This is a genomic window from Flavobacterium sp. CF136 (assembly GCF_000282055.1).
Lineage (GTDB): Bacteria > Bacteroidota > Bacteroidia > Flavobacteriales > Flavobacteriaceae > Flavobacterium.
On sequence record NZ_AKJZ01000040.1, the window covers coordinates 159,704 to 175,933 of the forward strand.

Here is a 16,230-nt window from a genome sequence, read left to right on the forward strand (position 1 = left end):
ATGAAAAATATAATTATAATCCTGTCACTTTTAGTTTTGATTACCTCTTGTAAAACAGCTGAGGTAAAATCGACTGTGGGTAAAACAGAAGCAGTAAAATTAAACAACCCAATTATCACCGATCAATATACAGGCGATCCGGCAGCATTGGTTTACAAGGATAAAGTGTATTTATATGCCGGTCACGACGAAGCGCCAAATGATTTTAATTTTTATAAGATGAATGAATGGGTGGTCTATTCTTCTTCAGACATGAAAAATTGGGAACCGCATCCGGTACCGCTTAAAGTAACTGATTTTAAATGGGCTTCTAATGATGCCTGGGCTTCGCAGGTAATAGAAAGAAACGGAAAGTTTTATTGGTATGTAACAGTTTCTCACGGAACAGTTCCCGGAAAGGCAATTGGTATTGCGGTTTCAGACAGCCCGACTGGTCCTTTTAAAGATGCCTTGGGAAAAGCTTTAATTACAAATGACATGACAAAATTTACCGATATAAGCTGGGATGATATTGATCCGACGGTTTATATCGATAATGATGGACAAGCTTATTTGTTTTGGGGAAATACAGCTTGTCATTATGCCAAATTAAAAGACAACATGATTGAATTAGACGGACCGATTCAGCATATAGATTTACCAAATTATACGGAAGCGCCATGGATTCACAAACATGAAGACTGGTATTATTTATCGTATGCATATCAGTTTCCTGAAAAAATTGCCTATGCGATGAGCAAATCAATTACGGGACCTTGGGAATATAAAGGAATTTTGAATGAACTGGCTGGGAATAGCAATACAAACCATCAATCGATAATAGATTTTAAAGGACAGTCCTATTTTATTTATCACAATGGAGCGATACAACCTCATGGAGGAAGTTTCAGAAGATCTGTCTGTGTAGATAAATTATATTACAATAAAGACGGAACGATGAAACGAGTTGTGATGACTTCTGAAGGAATTACAGAATAATCAGGAAAATTTTGAAAAAAAACAAAAACATTTTTTGCCATCTATTTTTACTCATTATATATGCATCCCTTTTTAAATACATTTTTTAACAATTATATTTTAACACATGGTTTTCTCCAATATTAAAGTGAGTTTGAAAAAAATAACGACTAAATCATTTTATTTAGTCGCAACTCTCTTAATTACTTTCTCCTCAATTGCACAGATGCAGGAATTTAAATTGCAAGAGATAAAATTAACTAGTGGTCCTTTCAAAAATGCTCAAAACGTTGATCTTAAATATTTATTAGATCTAAATCCAGACCGACTATTAGCACCTTATTTAATATCTGCCGGCATACCTACAAAAGCAGATAGATATGGCAACTGGGAAAACATAGGCCTTGATGGACATATAGGAGGTCATTATTTAGCTGCATTATCAATGATGTATGCTTCTACGGGAAATAAGGAGATTAAAAGCCGTTTGGATTATATGATTTCTGAATTAGCACTTTGTCAGGAAAAGGATGGAACTGGTTATGTTGGAGGTATTCCGGAAGGAAAAGTTTTTTGGGATAGAATTCATAAAGGAGATATAGACGGTAGTGGTTTTGGTTTAAATAATACCTGGGTTCCGATCTATAATATTCATAAACTTTTTGCAGGTTTAATTGACGCCTACAATTATACTGGTAATGAAAAGGCAAAAGAAATTGTAATAAAATTAGGAGATTGGTTTATCGAATTAATCAGACCTCTTTCTGATGAACAAATTCAAAAAATTTTAAAAACAGAACATGGTGGTATAAATGAATCTTTTGCGGATTTATATAGCATCACAAAAAACAAAAAATACCTTGAAACAGCTGAAAAGCTTTCGCAAAAAGCCATTCTGGATCCATTAATTAAAAAGGAAGACAAACTAACGGGTTTGCATGCTAATACACAAATACCGAAGGTTATTGGTTTTGAGAAAATTGGAAAGCTATCGGATAATAAACAATGGTCCGATGCCGCACAATTTTTTTGGATGAATGTCACCGAAAAAAGAACTGTCGCTTTTGGAGGAAATAGTGTTGCTGAACATTTCAATCCTATAAATGATTTTAGCGGAATGTTAAAATCAAATCAAGGCCCGGAAACTTGTAATTCCTATAATATGGAACGTTTAAGTAAAGCGTTATTTTTAGACAAAAACAATGTGAGTTACCTTGATTTTTATGAGCGTACACTTTACAATCACATTCTTTCTAGCCAGGAGCCTAACAGAGGTGGTTTTGTGTACTTTACTCCAATTCGACCAAATCATTATCGCGTATACTCGCAGCCAGAAACGAGCATGTGGTGTTGTGTTGGGACAGGACTTGAAAATCATTCTAAATATGGAGAATTAATTTATAGCCATTCAGAGCGTGATATTTTTGTAAATCTTTTTATTCCATCCACTTTAAACTGGAAGGAAAAAGGAATAGAATTAGAGCAAACCACAAAATTTCCTTATGAAAATAACACTGAGATTGTTTTAAAACTTAAAAATCCTAAATCTTTTGTTTTGAATATTCGTTATCCAAAATGGGCAACGAATTTCGAAATTTTAGTCAACGGAAAATTGCAAAAAGCAGAAGCCAAACCAACTAATTATGTTAGTATGGCAAGAAAATGGAAATCAGGAGATAAAATAACCATTGCATTTAAGACTTCAACACATTTAGAAAAATTGCCAGATGGCTCCAATTGGGCAGCATTTGTAAATGGTCCTATTGTATTAGCTGCTAAAACCTCTACTGAAAATTTAGATGGTTTGTTCGCTGATGATAGCCGAATGGGACATGTTGCTCAAGGAAAATACGTTTCGTTAGACAAAGCTTATGCACTAGTAGGAGAAGAGGGAAGTTATGTTTCAAAGCTTAAAGACTTAGGTAATATGCGCTTTAAGTTAGATTCATTAGAATTACAACCATTCTTTGAAATACACGATGCCCGTTATCAGATGTATTTTCAAACCTATAAACAAGAAGATTACAAAGAAAAACAAGCATTGTTAAAGCAACAGGAAATCGAGGCTATGGCTATTGAAGCGAACACTGTCGATAAAATAAATTGTGGAGAACAACAGCCTGAGGTAGACCATCATTACAAAGGAGAAAAAAGTGACTCTGGCTATGAGGAAGATGGTTTTTGGAGAAATACCAGTTCGTATATTTCCTATCAAATGGTAAATAAAAATCTAGAGGGCAAATTTATTGAGATAAGTTTTTTAGGAGACTTTAAAACCGACAACCTGGATGTTTTTATTAATGAAAAAGCTGCGGAGATTATCGCAAAAAAAGACAAAATAATTCAATTCAAATTAGACAATACTCAAATTATTAATTTAAAAATTAAGTCTAAAGACGACAAAAAAACGTCTAAAATTTATCAAATAAGAATTGTAAAATAAAAAATAATCATGCAATTGTACACCAAAATAAAATCAGTATTCACGATCCTATTTATTCTAACGGGATCCGCAGTAATAGCACAAGACATTGTGGTTCATGATCCGGTTGTAATCAAACAAAAAGGCACTTATTATTTATATTGTACGGGAAACGGAATCAGTGTTTTTAGTTCAAAAGATTTAAAAAAATGGGATAAACAGCCTCAGGTTTTCAAAGAAAAACCAGTTTGGGCAGACGGTGTTGCAGTCGATTTTAAAAATCATATTTGGGCACCGGATATTTCGTTTCATAACAATATGTATTACCTGTATTATTCGGTTTCGGCTTTCGCCAAAAATACTTCGGCGATTGGCGTTGCAACCAATACGACCCTGGATCCATCTGATAAAAATTACAAATGGGTCGATCAGGGAATTGTAATTCAGTCACAGCCAAATCGTGATATGTGGAATGCCATTGACCCGAATTTAACTTTTGACGAAAACAATACACCCTGGCTGGCTTTTGGTTCTTTTTGGGAAGGATTGAAACTGGTAAAATTAAATCCGGATTTAAAATCGATTGCCCAGCCTCAGGAATGGCATACCATAGCCAAACGCAAGAGAAGTTTTGAACTGGCAGATTCTGATCCGGGAGACGGTGCACTTGAAGCTCCCTTTATTTTTAAAAAGAATGGTTATTATTACCAATTTCTTTCCTGGGATTTATGCTGTCGCGGAGAAAAAAGCACCTACAAAGTGGTGATAGGAAGATCTAAAAACATAACCGGGCCTTATGTAGATAAAGAAGGAAAATCGTTGGCAGAAGGAGGCGGAAGCATAGTAGTTCAGGGAGATGAAAATTATTTTGGAGTGGGTCACAACAGTGCCTATACTTTTGATGGTAAAGATTATATTATTTACCATGCTTACGAAAAGAAAACCAACGGAACACCAAGATTAGTAATAAAAGAAATACAATGGGATGCCGATTTATGGCCTCTTTTAAAATAAAATAATCAATTATAATTAAGAAATTATGCCTTTTTAACAAAGAAAACTATGATTCTATGTGTTAAAAAAATAAAGCCAAAGATTAAAGGATTAAAACTGCTTCAATTTGCATAATCTGCGTGAGAAAAAAAATATACCTGCAAGGTTTTAAAACCTTGCAGTAGAAAAAACTGCAAAAATCAGTTGAATACGTCGTTAAACCCGTGGCTCAAAAGACCACAAAATATAAAACAAAACACAATTAAAATGAACTCTAAATTAATCACAAAAGCTACAATCTGCGGACTATTATTTAGCAGCATTCTGGCATCGGCGCAAAAAAATAATCTTCAGGTTGATGTTGCAAAAACAGTTACCAAAATTCAGCCTACCATGTATGGAGTGTTTTTTGAAGACATCAATTTTGCTGCCGATGGAGGTTTGTATGCTGAGATGATCAAAAACAGATCATTCGAATTTCTGTTTCCAATGATGGGATGGAACGAACCAAACAGCGACCGTCATAAATTAAATACACAATCCGGAATTGCAAATGTGATTCAATATTCCCAAAAAGGAACAAATCATAATTACTGCAGAGTAACCATTAATGATGCTTCTGGTTATGAGTTGATTAATGAAGGTTTCAGAGGAATGGGAATTAAAAAAGACCTGAAATATAACTTGTCTTTAAAAGCATCAAAAATATCAGGAAATATTTCCAAAATCAAAGTTCAATTCATCGATAAAGACAGTAAGGTTTTAGGGGAAACTTCAATTGTACCGACATCTAATGACTGGTCAAATTACACGGCGCAATTAACGTCATCTGCAACAGAAGCAAAAGCAAAATTAAAAATCACTTTTGAAGGAAACGGAGTGATTGATTTAGATAATATTTCGTTGTTTCCGGAAGATACCTGGAACGGCAGAAAAAATGGATTGCGTAAAGATTTAGTACAATTATTATACGATTTAAAACCGGGGTTTTTACGTTTCCCAGGAGGTTGTATTGTAGAAGGAAGAACTTTGGCGGAACGTTACCAATGGAAAAAATCAGTTGGAAATGTTGATGACAGAGAGACTGCCGTAAATCGTTGGAACATGGAATTTGCACACAGACCGGCTCCGGATTATTTCCAAAGTTTTGGTTTAGGATTCTTTGAATATTTTCAGCTTTCCGAAGATATTGGGGCTTCTCCATTACCAATTTTAAGCTGTGGAATGGCTTGTCAGTTTAATACAGGTCAATTAGTTCCTATGGATCAATTAGATCCTTATGTACAGGATGCTTTAGATTTAATTGAATTTGCAAATGGCGGAGCAGATACAGCCTGGGGGAAAGTAAGAGCAGATATGGGACATCCAAAACCATTCAATTTAAAATTCATCGGAGTTGGAAATGAGCAATGGGGACCGGATTATATTGAGCGTTTTAAAGTGTTTCAAAAAGCAATTAAATCAAAATATCCAAACATCACAATTGTTTCCGGAACAGGACCTTTTCCTGACGGGGATTTTTATGATTACGGTATGACTGAACTTAAAAAATTAAACGCGGAAATCGTTGATGAGCATTATTACAAAGACCCGGCCTGGTTCAGAAAAAATGCTACTCGTTATGATAATTACGATCGTAAAGGACCAAAGATTTTTGCCGGAGAATATGCAGCTCAAAGCGTAGCGATTGCAAGTCCGGATAACAAAAATAACTGGGAATGTGCTTTTTCTGAAGCCGCTTTTATGACAGGAATGGAGCGTAATGCTGAGGTAGTTCAGTTAACTTCTTACGCACCATTATTAGCTCATGTTGAAGGCTGGCAATGGACACCGGATATGATTTGGTTTAACAATTTGCAATCATACGGAACGCCAAATTATTATGTTCAGAAGTTATTTTCTAACAATAAAGGAACAGATTTAATTAACATTACGTTGGACGGAAAAGCAGTAACAGGTCAAAATGATTTGTTTGCATCGGCAGTAAAAGACATGAATTCAAAAGAAGTAATTCTAAAAATTGTAAATACTGCAGGAACAGTTCAAAATGTTTCAATTGATTTAAAAGGAGCAAAATTAGATGCTAAAGGAACGGCTGTAATTTTGAAAGGAGACGGTTTAAATGATGAGAATTCTTTTGACGCACCAACTAAAATTAGCCCTAAAGAAACCGAATTTAAGGTAAAAGGGAGCCAGGTTCAATACAGTTTTCCAGCTTACTCAGTTACCGTTTTGAAAATAAAGATGAAATAATCGCAACAGAATAAATGTAAAACTAACGTTTATTTTCTGTTTTGATCTTAAATTCCTGTTTTGGTGCATTATTTGTAAAAAACAGTTAACTTATTTTTATTAAGTGTTTTTTGTACACTTATAAATTAATTATTTTTATATTTGTCATTATTAAAATGAAGTTCGAATGAAAAATTACGTTATAGGATTAGATTACGGAACAGATTCTGTTCGTGCGGTGCTGATAGATACTGAAAATGGGCAGGAGTTAGCATCAAATGTTTCTCATTATAAAAGATGGAAAAACAAGCAATATTGTAATGCATCCATCAATCAGTTTCGTCAGCATCCTTTGGATCATATTGAAGGTCTGGAAATTACGATTCAAACAGTTGTAAAAGAGAGCAAAGTTGATCCTTCGTTAGTACGCGGAATCTGTATTGATACAACGGGATCATCTCCTGTTCCGGTTACAAAAGAAGGAATTCCATTGGCTTTGACAAAAGGTTTTGAGGAAAATCCAAATGCGATGATGGTGTTATGGAAAGATCATACTTCAATAAATGAAGCAAACGAAATCAACGAACTGGCAGTAAGCTGGGGCGGTGAAAACGTTACTAAATATGTAGGCGGAATTTATTCATCTGAATGGTTTTGGGCAAAAATCCTGCACATTGCAAGAGAAGATGAAGCCGTTCGAAATGCAGCACACACCTGGTTGGAACACTGTGATTTAATGACATATTTGTTAATTGAAGACAAAGACTTAAAATCATTTAAAAGAAGCCGTTGCGCAGCAGGTCATAAAGCCATGTGGCATGAAGACTGGAATGGTTTGCCGCCGGTAGAATTTTTAGAAAAATTACATCCTTATTTAGCACAGCTTAGAGGTAATTTATATGATAAAACATATACTTCTGATTTAGTTGCCGGAAAATTAAGCAAAGAATGGGCAGATCGTTTAGGACTTACTACAGATACAGTTGTATCCGTAGGGACCTTCGATGCGCACTCCGGAGCTGTTGGAGCAAAAATCGAAGAGAATACTTTAGTTCGTGTAATGGGAACTTCTACTTGTGATATTTTAGTAGGTTCTTATGATGAAGTAGGTACAAAAAACGTTCGCGGAATCTGCGGTCAGGTTGACGGTTCAGTAATTCCGGGTTATATTGGTTTAGAGGCGGGACAATCTGCTTTTGGCGATTTATTAGCCTGGTACAAGGAATTATTGATGTGGCCAACAGAGCAATTATTAGGTTCTTCATCTATTTTAAATGACACTCAAAAAGAACAGTTAAGAGAAGAATTTAGCGATAAACTAATTGTAGAATTAACAAAAGAAGCTGAAAAGATTCCATTGTCCGAAAGTGTGCCAACCGCTTTAGACTGGATCAATGGACGCAGAACTCCGGATGCTAATCAGGAAGTAAAAAGTGCTATTTCGAATTTATCTTTAGGATCAAAAGCGCCTCATATTTTTAAAGCTTTAGTAAACGCAATCTGCTTTGGATCTAAAAAAATCGTGGATCGTTTTGAAGAAGAAGGTGTAAAAATTGACAGCGTTATTGGTATTGGTGGTGTAGCCCGAAAATCTCCTTTCATCATGCAGACTTTGGCCAATGTTTTAAACAAACCAATTAAAGTTGCAGCATCAGATCAGGCACCGGCTTTGGGAGCGGCAATTTATGCAGCGGTAGCCTCTGGAATTTATTCAAATGTAATTGAAGCCAGTCAAAAAATGGGAAGCCCTTTTGAAAGTGAATACATGCCACAGCTTGACAAAGTTGCTGCTTACAATAAACTGCTGGTTGCTTACGATCAATTAAGTGCTTTTGCAGATCCATCTATTAAAATTACAGAAAATGAGTTCTCTTTATAAAGATTTAAAACAAGAATGTTACGAAGCCAATATGCAGTTAAATGCGTTGAATCTGGTTGTATACACTTTTGGAAATGTAAGTGCAGTAGACAGAAAAAATGGTGTTTTTGCCATTAAACCAAGTGGTGTTCCTTACGAAGATTTAAAACCTGAAGATATTGTCATCGTAGATTTTGATAACAATATTATCGAAGGAACGATGCGCCCTTCATCAGACACTAAAACGCATGCTTATTTATACAAAAACTGGCCAAACATTGGAGGTGTAGCACATACACATGCAACTTATTCAGTGGCCTGGGCGCAATCACAGCAAGATATTCCAATTTTTGGAACCACGCATGCAGATCATTTAACTGCTGATATTCCTTGTGCACCGCCAATGGCAGATTCACTTATTGAAGGAAACTACGAACACAATACCGGAATTCAGATTTTGGATTGTTTTAAAGAAAAAAACCTTTCGTACGAAGAAGTAGAAATGGTTTTGATAGGAAATCACGGTCCGTTTGCCTGGGGAAAAAATGCTGCAAAAGCAGTTTACAATAGCAAGGTTTTAGAAGTTGTAGCCGAAATGGCTTACCTGACTTTACAAATAAATCCAAATGCGCCAAGATTAAAAGATTCATTAATAAAGAAACATTATAACCGTAAACACGGAAAAGATTCGTATTACGGACAGTAAAAATTTTGTTTCAGGTTTCAGGTTTTTTAGTTTCAGGTTATTGGAACGGTGAAACTTGAAACTTGAAACAAAAGAAAACCTGAAACAAAAATTAACAATTCGATTTTCAGATTCCAACAACTTGAAACCTGAAACTTGAAACAAAAATAACAAAAACAAAATGATAGATATATCTCAAAAAGAAGTTTGGTTCGTAGTAGGAAGCCAGGAATTATATGGTGAAGAAACACTTAGAAAAGTTGCGGAACATTCGCAAATAATCGCAAAAGGATTAGGAGCATCATCTCAAATACCGGTAAAAGTAGTTTATAAAGATGTTGTAAAATCGCCTTCTCAAATCTTAGATGTATGTTTAGCAGCAAACACGACTAAAAACTGTATCGGAATCATTGCTTGGATGCATACTTTTTCTCCGGCAAAAATGTGGATTGGCGGATTGAGTATTTTAAAGAAACCATTATGCCATTTGCATACACAATACAATGCTGAAATTCCGTGGGGATCTATCGACATGGATTTTATGAACTTAAATCAATCGGCTCACGGAGATCGTGAATTTGGTTTTATCATGTCAAGAATGCGTAAAAAACGTAAAGTTGTTGTTGGGCATTGGGAAGACGAAAGAGTACAAAAAAAATTAGGTATCTGGACAAGAGTTGCTTTAGGATGGGATGAACTTCAAAACCTGAAAGTAGCCCGTATTGGTGACAATATGCGTGAAGTTGCCGTTACTGAAGGTGATAAAGTTGAAGCTCAAATTCGTTTCGGTATGTCAGTTAACGGTTTTGATTCTTCTGACGTGACCAAACATATTGAAAAAGTTACCGATAAGGAATTAAATGATTTATTAGCGGTTTACGAAGCTTCTTATAATTTAACTGATTCTTTAAAAGAAGGCGGAGCGCAAAGAAGTTCTTTAGCAGAAGCGGCAAAAATTGAATTAGGTTTAAGAGCTTTCCTTGAAGAAGGAGGTTTTGGAGCTTTTACAGATACATTTGAAAACCTGGGTGCCTGGAAACAATTACCAGGAATTGCAACACAAAGATTAATGGCTGACGGTTATGGTTTTGGTGGAGAAGGTGACTGGAAAACGGCTGCAATGGTGAGAGCTTTAAAAGTTATGAATGTGGGTCTTGAAGGAGGAACTTCTTTCATGGAAGATTATACGTATCATTTTACACCTCAAAAATCATATGTTTTAGGATCACACATGTTAGAAATCTGTCCGTCAATTGCTGATGGAAAACCTTCTTGCGAAGTACATCCTTTAGGAATTGGAGGAAAAGAAGATCCGGCAAGATTGGTGTTTAATTCACCGGCAGGAGATGCAATCAATGTTTCGCTGGTTGATATGGGAAATCGTTTCCGTTTGATTGTGAACGAAGTTGAAGCAATTAAACCGATGGCAGATTTACCAAAATTGCCTGTAGCCCGTGTATTATGGGATTGTAAACCGAATTTGGATATTGCTGCAACAGCATGGATTCTTGCAGGAGGTGCGCATCATACAGTATACAGTCAGTCTGTAACGACTGAATTTATGGAAGATTTTGCTGATATCGCCGGAATAGAATTATTGGTGATTGATGAAAAAACAACTATCAGGGATTTTAAAGATAAAATCAATGCCAACGAAGCATACTATCATATGTTTCAACACGGATTGTAAGGAATAAGAGAAGAGTCATTTCTAAAATATTGAAAGTTTGAAAAGTAAACCTCGTTTTTCTAAAAATTTTGGTTACACTAATTAGTGTTTTTTTTAATTCTTACGAGGTTTTTTTCTAACTTTCTAACTTTTGATTTATAATGTAATTTAAAACCAGTATTTATGAATGTATTAAAACGTTGTGCTTTCGGAATTACGATAATCAGTTTGGCGTCTCTTTCTGTTCAATGTAAAAGTGATAAAAAAATGGATGTTACCTCAACTCAAGAAGCAAAAGATTCTGTAACGATTGAAAAATCGGCTTACGGAACAACTCCAAAAGGAGAAAAAATTGAAAGCTATAAGCTGAAAAACCATAATGGGATGGAAGTGGATATCATCACTTTTGGTGGAATTATCACTGACTTGAAAGTGCCAAATAAAGAAGGCGTTTCTGAAAATGTTGTTACCGGATTTAATTCTCTGGAACAATATATGAAGCCAAATCCTTTTTTCGGAGCTTTAATAGGGCGTTTTGGAAACAGAATCGCAAAAGGTAAATTTTCATTAGACGGTAAAGATTATAAATTGGCTACAAATAATGGACCTAATGCCCTGCACGGAGGACCGGAAGGTTTTTATAGAGCAGTGTGGAAAGCTGAAGAAGCAAAGTCGGGAGAGTCTGCTGTTTTGAAATTATCTTATTTAAGCAAAGATATGGAGGAAGGTTATCCTGGTAATTTGCAGGTTTTCGTAACCTATACTTTAACCAAAAACAATGAACTTGAAGTTCTTTATGAAGCTAAAACAGATAAAAAGACAGTTGTGAATTTAACACAACATACGTATTTTAACTTATCAGGTGATTTTTCTAAAACGATTTTAGATCATGAACTTACGTTGAATGCTGATAAAATAGTTCCGATTGATGCCACATTAATTCCGACAGGTGAATTAGAAGATGTTGCCAATACACCTTTCGATTTCAGAAAACCAAAATTAATCGGAAAAGATATCGAAGTTAAAAATGAGCAGTTAGAAAGAGGAAAAGGATACGATCACTGTTGGGTGCTGAACAATCCTGAAAAAGGAAAAACAATCATTGCAACTGCATACCATCCTGCAAGCGGAAGAGTTTTGGAAATGACGACAGACGAACCTGGAATTCAGTTTTACTCAGGCAATTTCCTTGATGGGACTTTACCAATGCGCAATGGCGGAACCTATGCACACAGAACAGGTTTTTGTTTAGAAACAGAACATTATCCGGATTCTCCTAATCAGAAAAATTTTCCAACGACAGTTTTAAATCCTGGAGAAAATTATAAGACAAAAACAACTTTTAAATTTTCAGTAAAAAAATAAGTTAAATCAGTTTTGTTAGTTTAATTCAAAAAACCTCGAAAGTTGTGATTTCGAGGTTTTTTTATGTCTTGTTTTTGGGTATTTATACTTGGTTAGTTTGTGTAATTCTTTTTTACTTTGGTAGCTTACATAAATAAAGTTTTGTTTATATATTACTTATTGTTAGTTTGAGACACTTTGTTTGTGATAATGAAGTTATAAATGTAATTAATAAAAATCTTATGAAAAGAATATTTCTATTAATCTCTTTCTTTTTCTCAATTTTAATTATTGGACAGAGGCAATTGCCATTTAAAAAGGAGCAAGATAAAAACACAAAAAATGAAATTTCTATTTCAATTCCTAAGGAAGTTCAGATAAAGAACATTTCAGCAATTAAGGAAGATAATTTAGACAAAAAAATGCCATGGATTATTGCATTAGTGATAGGAGTGTTATCCGCAGGAGTCAATTTTTGGATTTCACATCGCTTAAGACAATCAAATGAGAGAAACCTACAGAGACAAGTTGAAAGTGCACAAAAAATGACATTAACTCAATTTAAAGCAACTATTGCAACAAAGAATAGGCAAGATTGGATAAATGAATTAAGGCACGAATTGAGTGAGCTTTTAACTTCAACTACGAGAGTAACAGGCATTGGGCCTAAGAATGAAGATTATGAAAAACACATTGATAAAATTTTATTTACTAAATCAAAAATTCAATTAATGCTCAATTATGAAAAAATAGAACAAAAAAAGTTGATTGATAGTATTGAAAATCTTTTTGATAAACATATTGAAAGTGATGGAAAGATTGATGATGATGATTTTGCAGAATTAAGAAGTTCTATAATAAGTGATGCAAGAGTTTTATTTGATATTCACTGGAAAAAAATAAAAAATCTGCAATAAACACACACAAAGTTTGTAAGCAAAATTGCCAATTGTTTTACATAACTTGATATTTCCTAATATTGAGAAAAAATCAGCCTGATATAGTATAAACCAGAATCTTAGCAACGTCCTTAAAAAATGCCATCCAAACACCTCTTCAAAGCAGCAATAAACTGGACTTCTAACCAAAATCAGGAACAATCAGGAAGAAAATTCTACAGTAAAAGTCACAAAATTTTAATCGAAGGCAAACCAGTTTTAAATGTTTCGGCAGCGAAAACTTTCAAAGGCGATCCGGAATTATACAATCCGGAAGATTTGCTTTTAAGCAGTTTGGTTTCCTGCCATATGATGTCATACTTATATGTGTGTGCGCAAAACGGAATCGAAGTTCTGGAGTATTCAGACAATGCTGAAGCAACGCTCGAAGTTTCTCCTGATGGAAGTGGCCGTTTTACGGAAGTTCGTTTACATCCGAAAGTTATAATTGCAAATTCTGATCAAATTGAACTGGCTTTAGAGCTGCATAAAAAAGCCAATCAATTATGTTTTATAGCGAACTCCTGTAATTTTCCTGTTGTGCACAATGCTACTTGCGAAGGGGTATAAAAAAAGAGACTGTCGTGGAACAGCCTCTTTGTATATTGTCTTTTTTTCTTTTTTTTTGATTTGGGGTTTTTTTCGAAAGAAAATTAATTTTTTAAGTCTTTAATCACTTTAAAAGCAACATCAACTTGTTCTTCTCCTACCAGGATCGTAAATTCGTTTGAAGTCGAAATTACTTCATTAATAATAATTCCTTCCCATGCTAAACGCTGAAAAATGAAATAATAAATTCCCGGTACAACAATGTTTTCTTTTGGTAATTTTACTGTAATAGAAGCCAGATTATCTAATTTCTGAATTAGTTTTTCACGTAAGAAGTGTTTTTCAACTAAATGGTTGATACTGCTGCTTACTACAATGTTAGTCTCATTTACACCACGTGATGAGGTATAAAAGATATCAGACAAAACATTGATGTCAGAAATCAAATCAGCTTGTTTGTTTAAAACTGTGTCAGAAGCTGCAAAAGTGTAATCTGTCAATTCAGAACGAACCGTAATTTCACCAATGTTTTTAATGACTTTGTTGATTTTGTGGTTCAATTTAAAATCTAATTCTTCGGTTAGTCTTTTTAGGGACATTACTACAGCGCCTTGTTTTACTTCTTTACCGAATTCGCTTTCTAATTCGGTCATAATGTTACGGGATAAAGAAGTCAAATTGATAATTCCCAAGGATAATGCATTCAGTAAAAAGGGTTTGGTCTTGATGTAATTTTCTACAATAGAAGAAACGGTTTTCATAATCTTTTAATTGTTTTTGGTAATGTAATTGTGTTAGTTGGTTGTATGTGATGTTATAAATCTTTGCAAAGATAAATAAAAAAACAATTTGTTACAAATATAACAATAAAAAATTATGTTAAAAATGATAAAAAGCGTCTGTAAGATGTTCAATAGCAAATGATTCTACATTTTTGTGGATAGCAATGATGTCAAAACGTACTTCAAAATCTATATCCCTATCGTTTATGTAGGCATTTACTGCTTTTATTAGTAATTGAATTTTTTTTGGCTTCACAAAATCTTGTGGCAGACCAAAATCTAAATTCGAACGCGTCTTAACTTCAATGATGGCCAAAATATTTTCTTTTTTGGCAATGATATCAATTTCCGCTTTCTGAAAAGTCCAGTTTCGGTCTAAAATTTCATAGCCATTTTCTAATAAATATGCTACGGCAAGATCTTCTCCTTTTTTCCCAAGTTCGTTATGTTCAGCCATTTTTGGAGATAAATTTTAGATTTGAAAAAAAGTAGAAAATAATTAACGAATTGATAATTTTAAAAATAAAAAAAAATAGAAAAGAAACTGCTTTTTGAAACGTAATTCCTTTTCTATTTTTTATAGCGAAAGTCACTCAGTTGGTGTAATTATTTTTAACACATAGAATCATAGATTTTGTAAACTCAAAAATAGGCGTTTCACTTATTTAAAACACACAAAGCTAGCTATGTGAAAGAAATATATTTCTTTTTGTATTCTTTTTACACACATAAAAATCTATGATTCTATGTGTTGTAAAACTTTTATGAATTAATATTTACTATTTATTAAATACCAACGTACTTCCGGATTCATTAACTTCAATGGTAACTGTACTTCCCATAACAAGGGCACGATTGTCCTGAATATGACCGGCAGGGAAATTAAAAATCACTGGAATATTGTATTTTTTAGTAACATCATCAACAATTTCAAGCGCATTTTTTCCCCACGGAATTTCGTTGTCCTTCATTTTGGTCATGGCTCCAATAACAATTCCTTTTAGGTTTTCGATGCAGCCATTGCGTTTCAGGTTCATCATCATACGGTCGATGTGATATAAATATTCATCAAGGTCTTCGATAAATAAAATTTTATCCTTGCAGTCTATCGCGGATTGTGAACCCAATAAACTGTATAAAATGGATAAATTCCCACCAACCAATTCACCGGTTGCTTTTCCAAAACGATTCATTTTATCCGGACCAACCGAATAAGAAAGCGGTTCGCCAAACAAACTCTTTTTTAATGAACTGATAGCTTCCGGAGTTGCTCTAGGGATACTCACCGGCATTGCTCCATGAATCGATTTATAACCCATAGTGTTCAGGTGATTGTGTAAAACAGTAACATCACTAAAACCGATAACCCATTTTGGGTGTTGTCTGAACTTCGTAAAATCCAGTAAATCAATCATTCGAACAGTTCCATAACCACCACGAACACACCATATTGCTTTTATATTAGGATTGTCTAACTGATGCTGAAAATCGGCAGCACGTTGTTCGTCAGTTCCGGCTAATTGGTTAAGATCAAGTCCAATGGTGCTGCCAATTACGGCTTCAAGACCCCAACTGTGCAGTAAATCTAAAGTAGGTTTTAAATTATCATCGATATTTTTTCGGGCTGTGGCTAAAATGGCAACGGTATCGCCTTTTTGTAAATACGGTGGTGTTATCATATTTTGTTGTGATTGACTGGTAAAAGAGTGTAAAGCAAAAATAAGAAATACAAATCTGTAAAAAGCAAAATATTTATTTATTGGAACTAATCTATTGGTGTACATTTTCTCTCTTTTGCTTA

General features: G+C 34.3%; 13 protein-coding genes. 10 read left to right on the top strand and 3 right to left on the bottom strand.

Features of this window, described 5'->3' with window-relative positions; genetic code table 11:
• From PMI10_RS12925 to PMI10_RS12970, 10 genes are all read left to right on the top strand, one after another.
• Window positions 1–978 (top strand): glycoside hydrolase family 43 protein, encoded by a 978-nt coding sequence (locus PMI10_RS12925; protein ID WP_007808573.1) that lies wholly within the window; start codon window positions 1–3, stop codon window positions 976–978.
• Between the two features lie 127 nt (window positions 979–1,105).
• A complete protein-coding gene (locus tag PMI10_RS12930; RefSeq protein WP_369792093.1) occupies window positions 1,106–3,400 on the top strand; it encodes a glycoside hydrolase family 127 protein in 2,295 nt (764 codons plus the stop codon).
• A gap of 9 nt (window positions 3,401–3,409) precedes the next feature.
• Window positions 3,410–4,393 (top strand): arabinan endo-1,5-alpha-L-arabinosidase, encoded by a 984-nt coding sequence (locus tag PMI10_RS12935; protein ID WP_007808578.1) that lies wholly within the window; start codon window positions 3,410–3,412, stop codon window positions 4,391–4,393.
• Between the two features lie 246 nt (window positions 4,394–4,639).
• On the top strand, window positions 4,640–6,625 hold the full coding sequence (locus tag PMI10_RS12940; protein WP_007808580.1) for an alpha-L-arabinofuranosidase C-terminal domain-containing protein: 1,986 nt from the start codon (window positions 4,640–4,642) through the stop codon (window positions 6,623–6,625).
• A 166-nt stretch (window positions 6,626–6,791) separates the two neighbouring features.
• Window positions 6,792–8,483, top strand: a complete 1,692-nt coding sequence (locus PMI10_RS12945) for a ribulokinase (RefSeq protein WP_007808582.1) — start codon at window positions 6,792–6,794, stop codon at window positions 8,481–8,483.
• Complete coding sequence (locus tag PMI10_RS12950) at window positions 8,467–9,168, top strand: L-ribulose-5-phosphate 4-epimerase (RefSeq protein WP_007808585.1); 702 nt, start codon at window positions 8,467–8,469, stop codon at window positions 9,166–9,168. The genes PMI10_RS12945 and PMI10_RS12950 overlap by 17 nt, the downstream gene beginning before the upstream one ends.
• Before the next feature lie 160 nt (window positions 9,169–9,328).
• Window positions 9,329–10,837 carry an L-arabinose isomerase gene (gene araA, locus PMI10_RS12955; RefSeq protein WP_007808586.1) on the top strand — a complete coding sequence of 503 codons (1,509 nt, stop codon included), beginning with the start codon at window positions 9,329–9,331 and terminating at the stop codon, window positions 10,835–10,837.
• Window positions 10,838–10,999: 162 nt separating this feature from the next.
• Complete coding sequence (locus PMI10_RS12960) at window positions 11,000–12,181, top strand: aldose epimerase family protein (protein ID WP_007808588.1); 1,182 nt, start codon at window positions 11,000–11,002, stop codon at window positions 12,179–12,181.
• A gap of 221 nt (window positions 12,182–12,402) precedes the next feature.
• A complete protein-coding gene (locus PMI10_RS12965) occupies window positions 12,403–13,077 on the top strand; it encodes a hypothetical protein (protein WP_007808591.1) in 675 nt (224 codons plus the stop codon).
• Window positions 13,078–13,197: 120 nt separating this feature from the next.
• Window positions 13,198–13,668, top strand: coding sequence for an OsmC family protein (locus tag PMI10_RS12970; protein WP_007808593.1), 471 nt, complete (start codon window positions 13,198–13,200; stop codon window positions 13,666–13,668).
• A gap of 83 nt (window positions 13,669–13,751) precedes the next feature.
• On the opposite strand, the gene PMI10_RS12975 is transcribed toward PMI10_RS12970, so the two are convergent.
• From PMI10_RS12975 to PMI10_RS12985, 3 genes are all read right to left on the bottom strand, one after another.
• On the bottom strand, window positions 13,752–14,408 hold the full coding sequence (locus PMI10_RS12975; RefSeq protein ID WP_007808595.1) for a hypothetical protein: 657 nt from the start codon (window positions 14,406–14,408) through the stop codon (window positions 13,752–13,754).
• Window positions 14,409–14,526: 118 nt separating this feature from the next.
• Window positions 14,527–14,886 carry a YraN family protein gene (locus PMI10_RS12980; RefSeq protein WP_007808597.1) on the bottom strand — a complete coding sequence of 120 codons (360 nt, stop codon included), beginning with the start codon at window positions 14,884–14,886 and terminating at the stop codon, window positions 14,527–14,529.
• Between the two features lie 322 nt (window positions 14,887–15,208).
• Complete coding sequence (locus PMI10_RS12985) at window positions 15,209–16,213, bottom strand: S66 peptidase family protein (protein WP_007808599.1); 1,005 nt, start codon at window positions 16,211–16,213, stop codon at window positions 15,209–15,211.
• Window positions 16,214–16,230 lie beyond the last annotated feature (17 nt).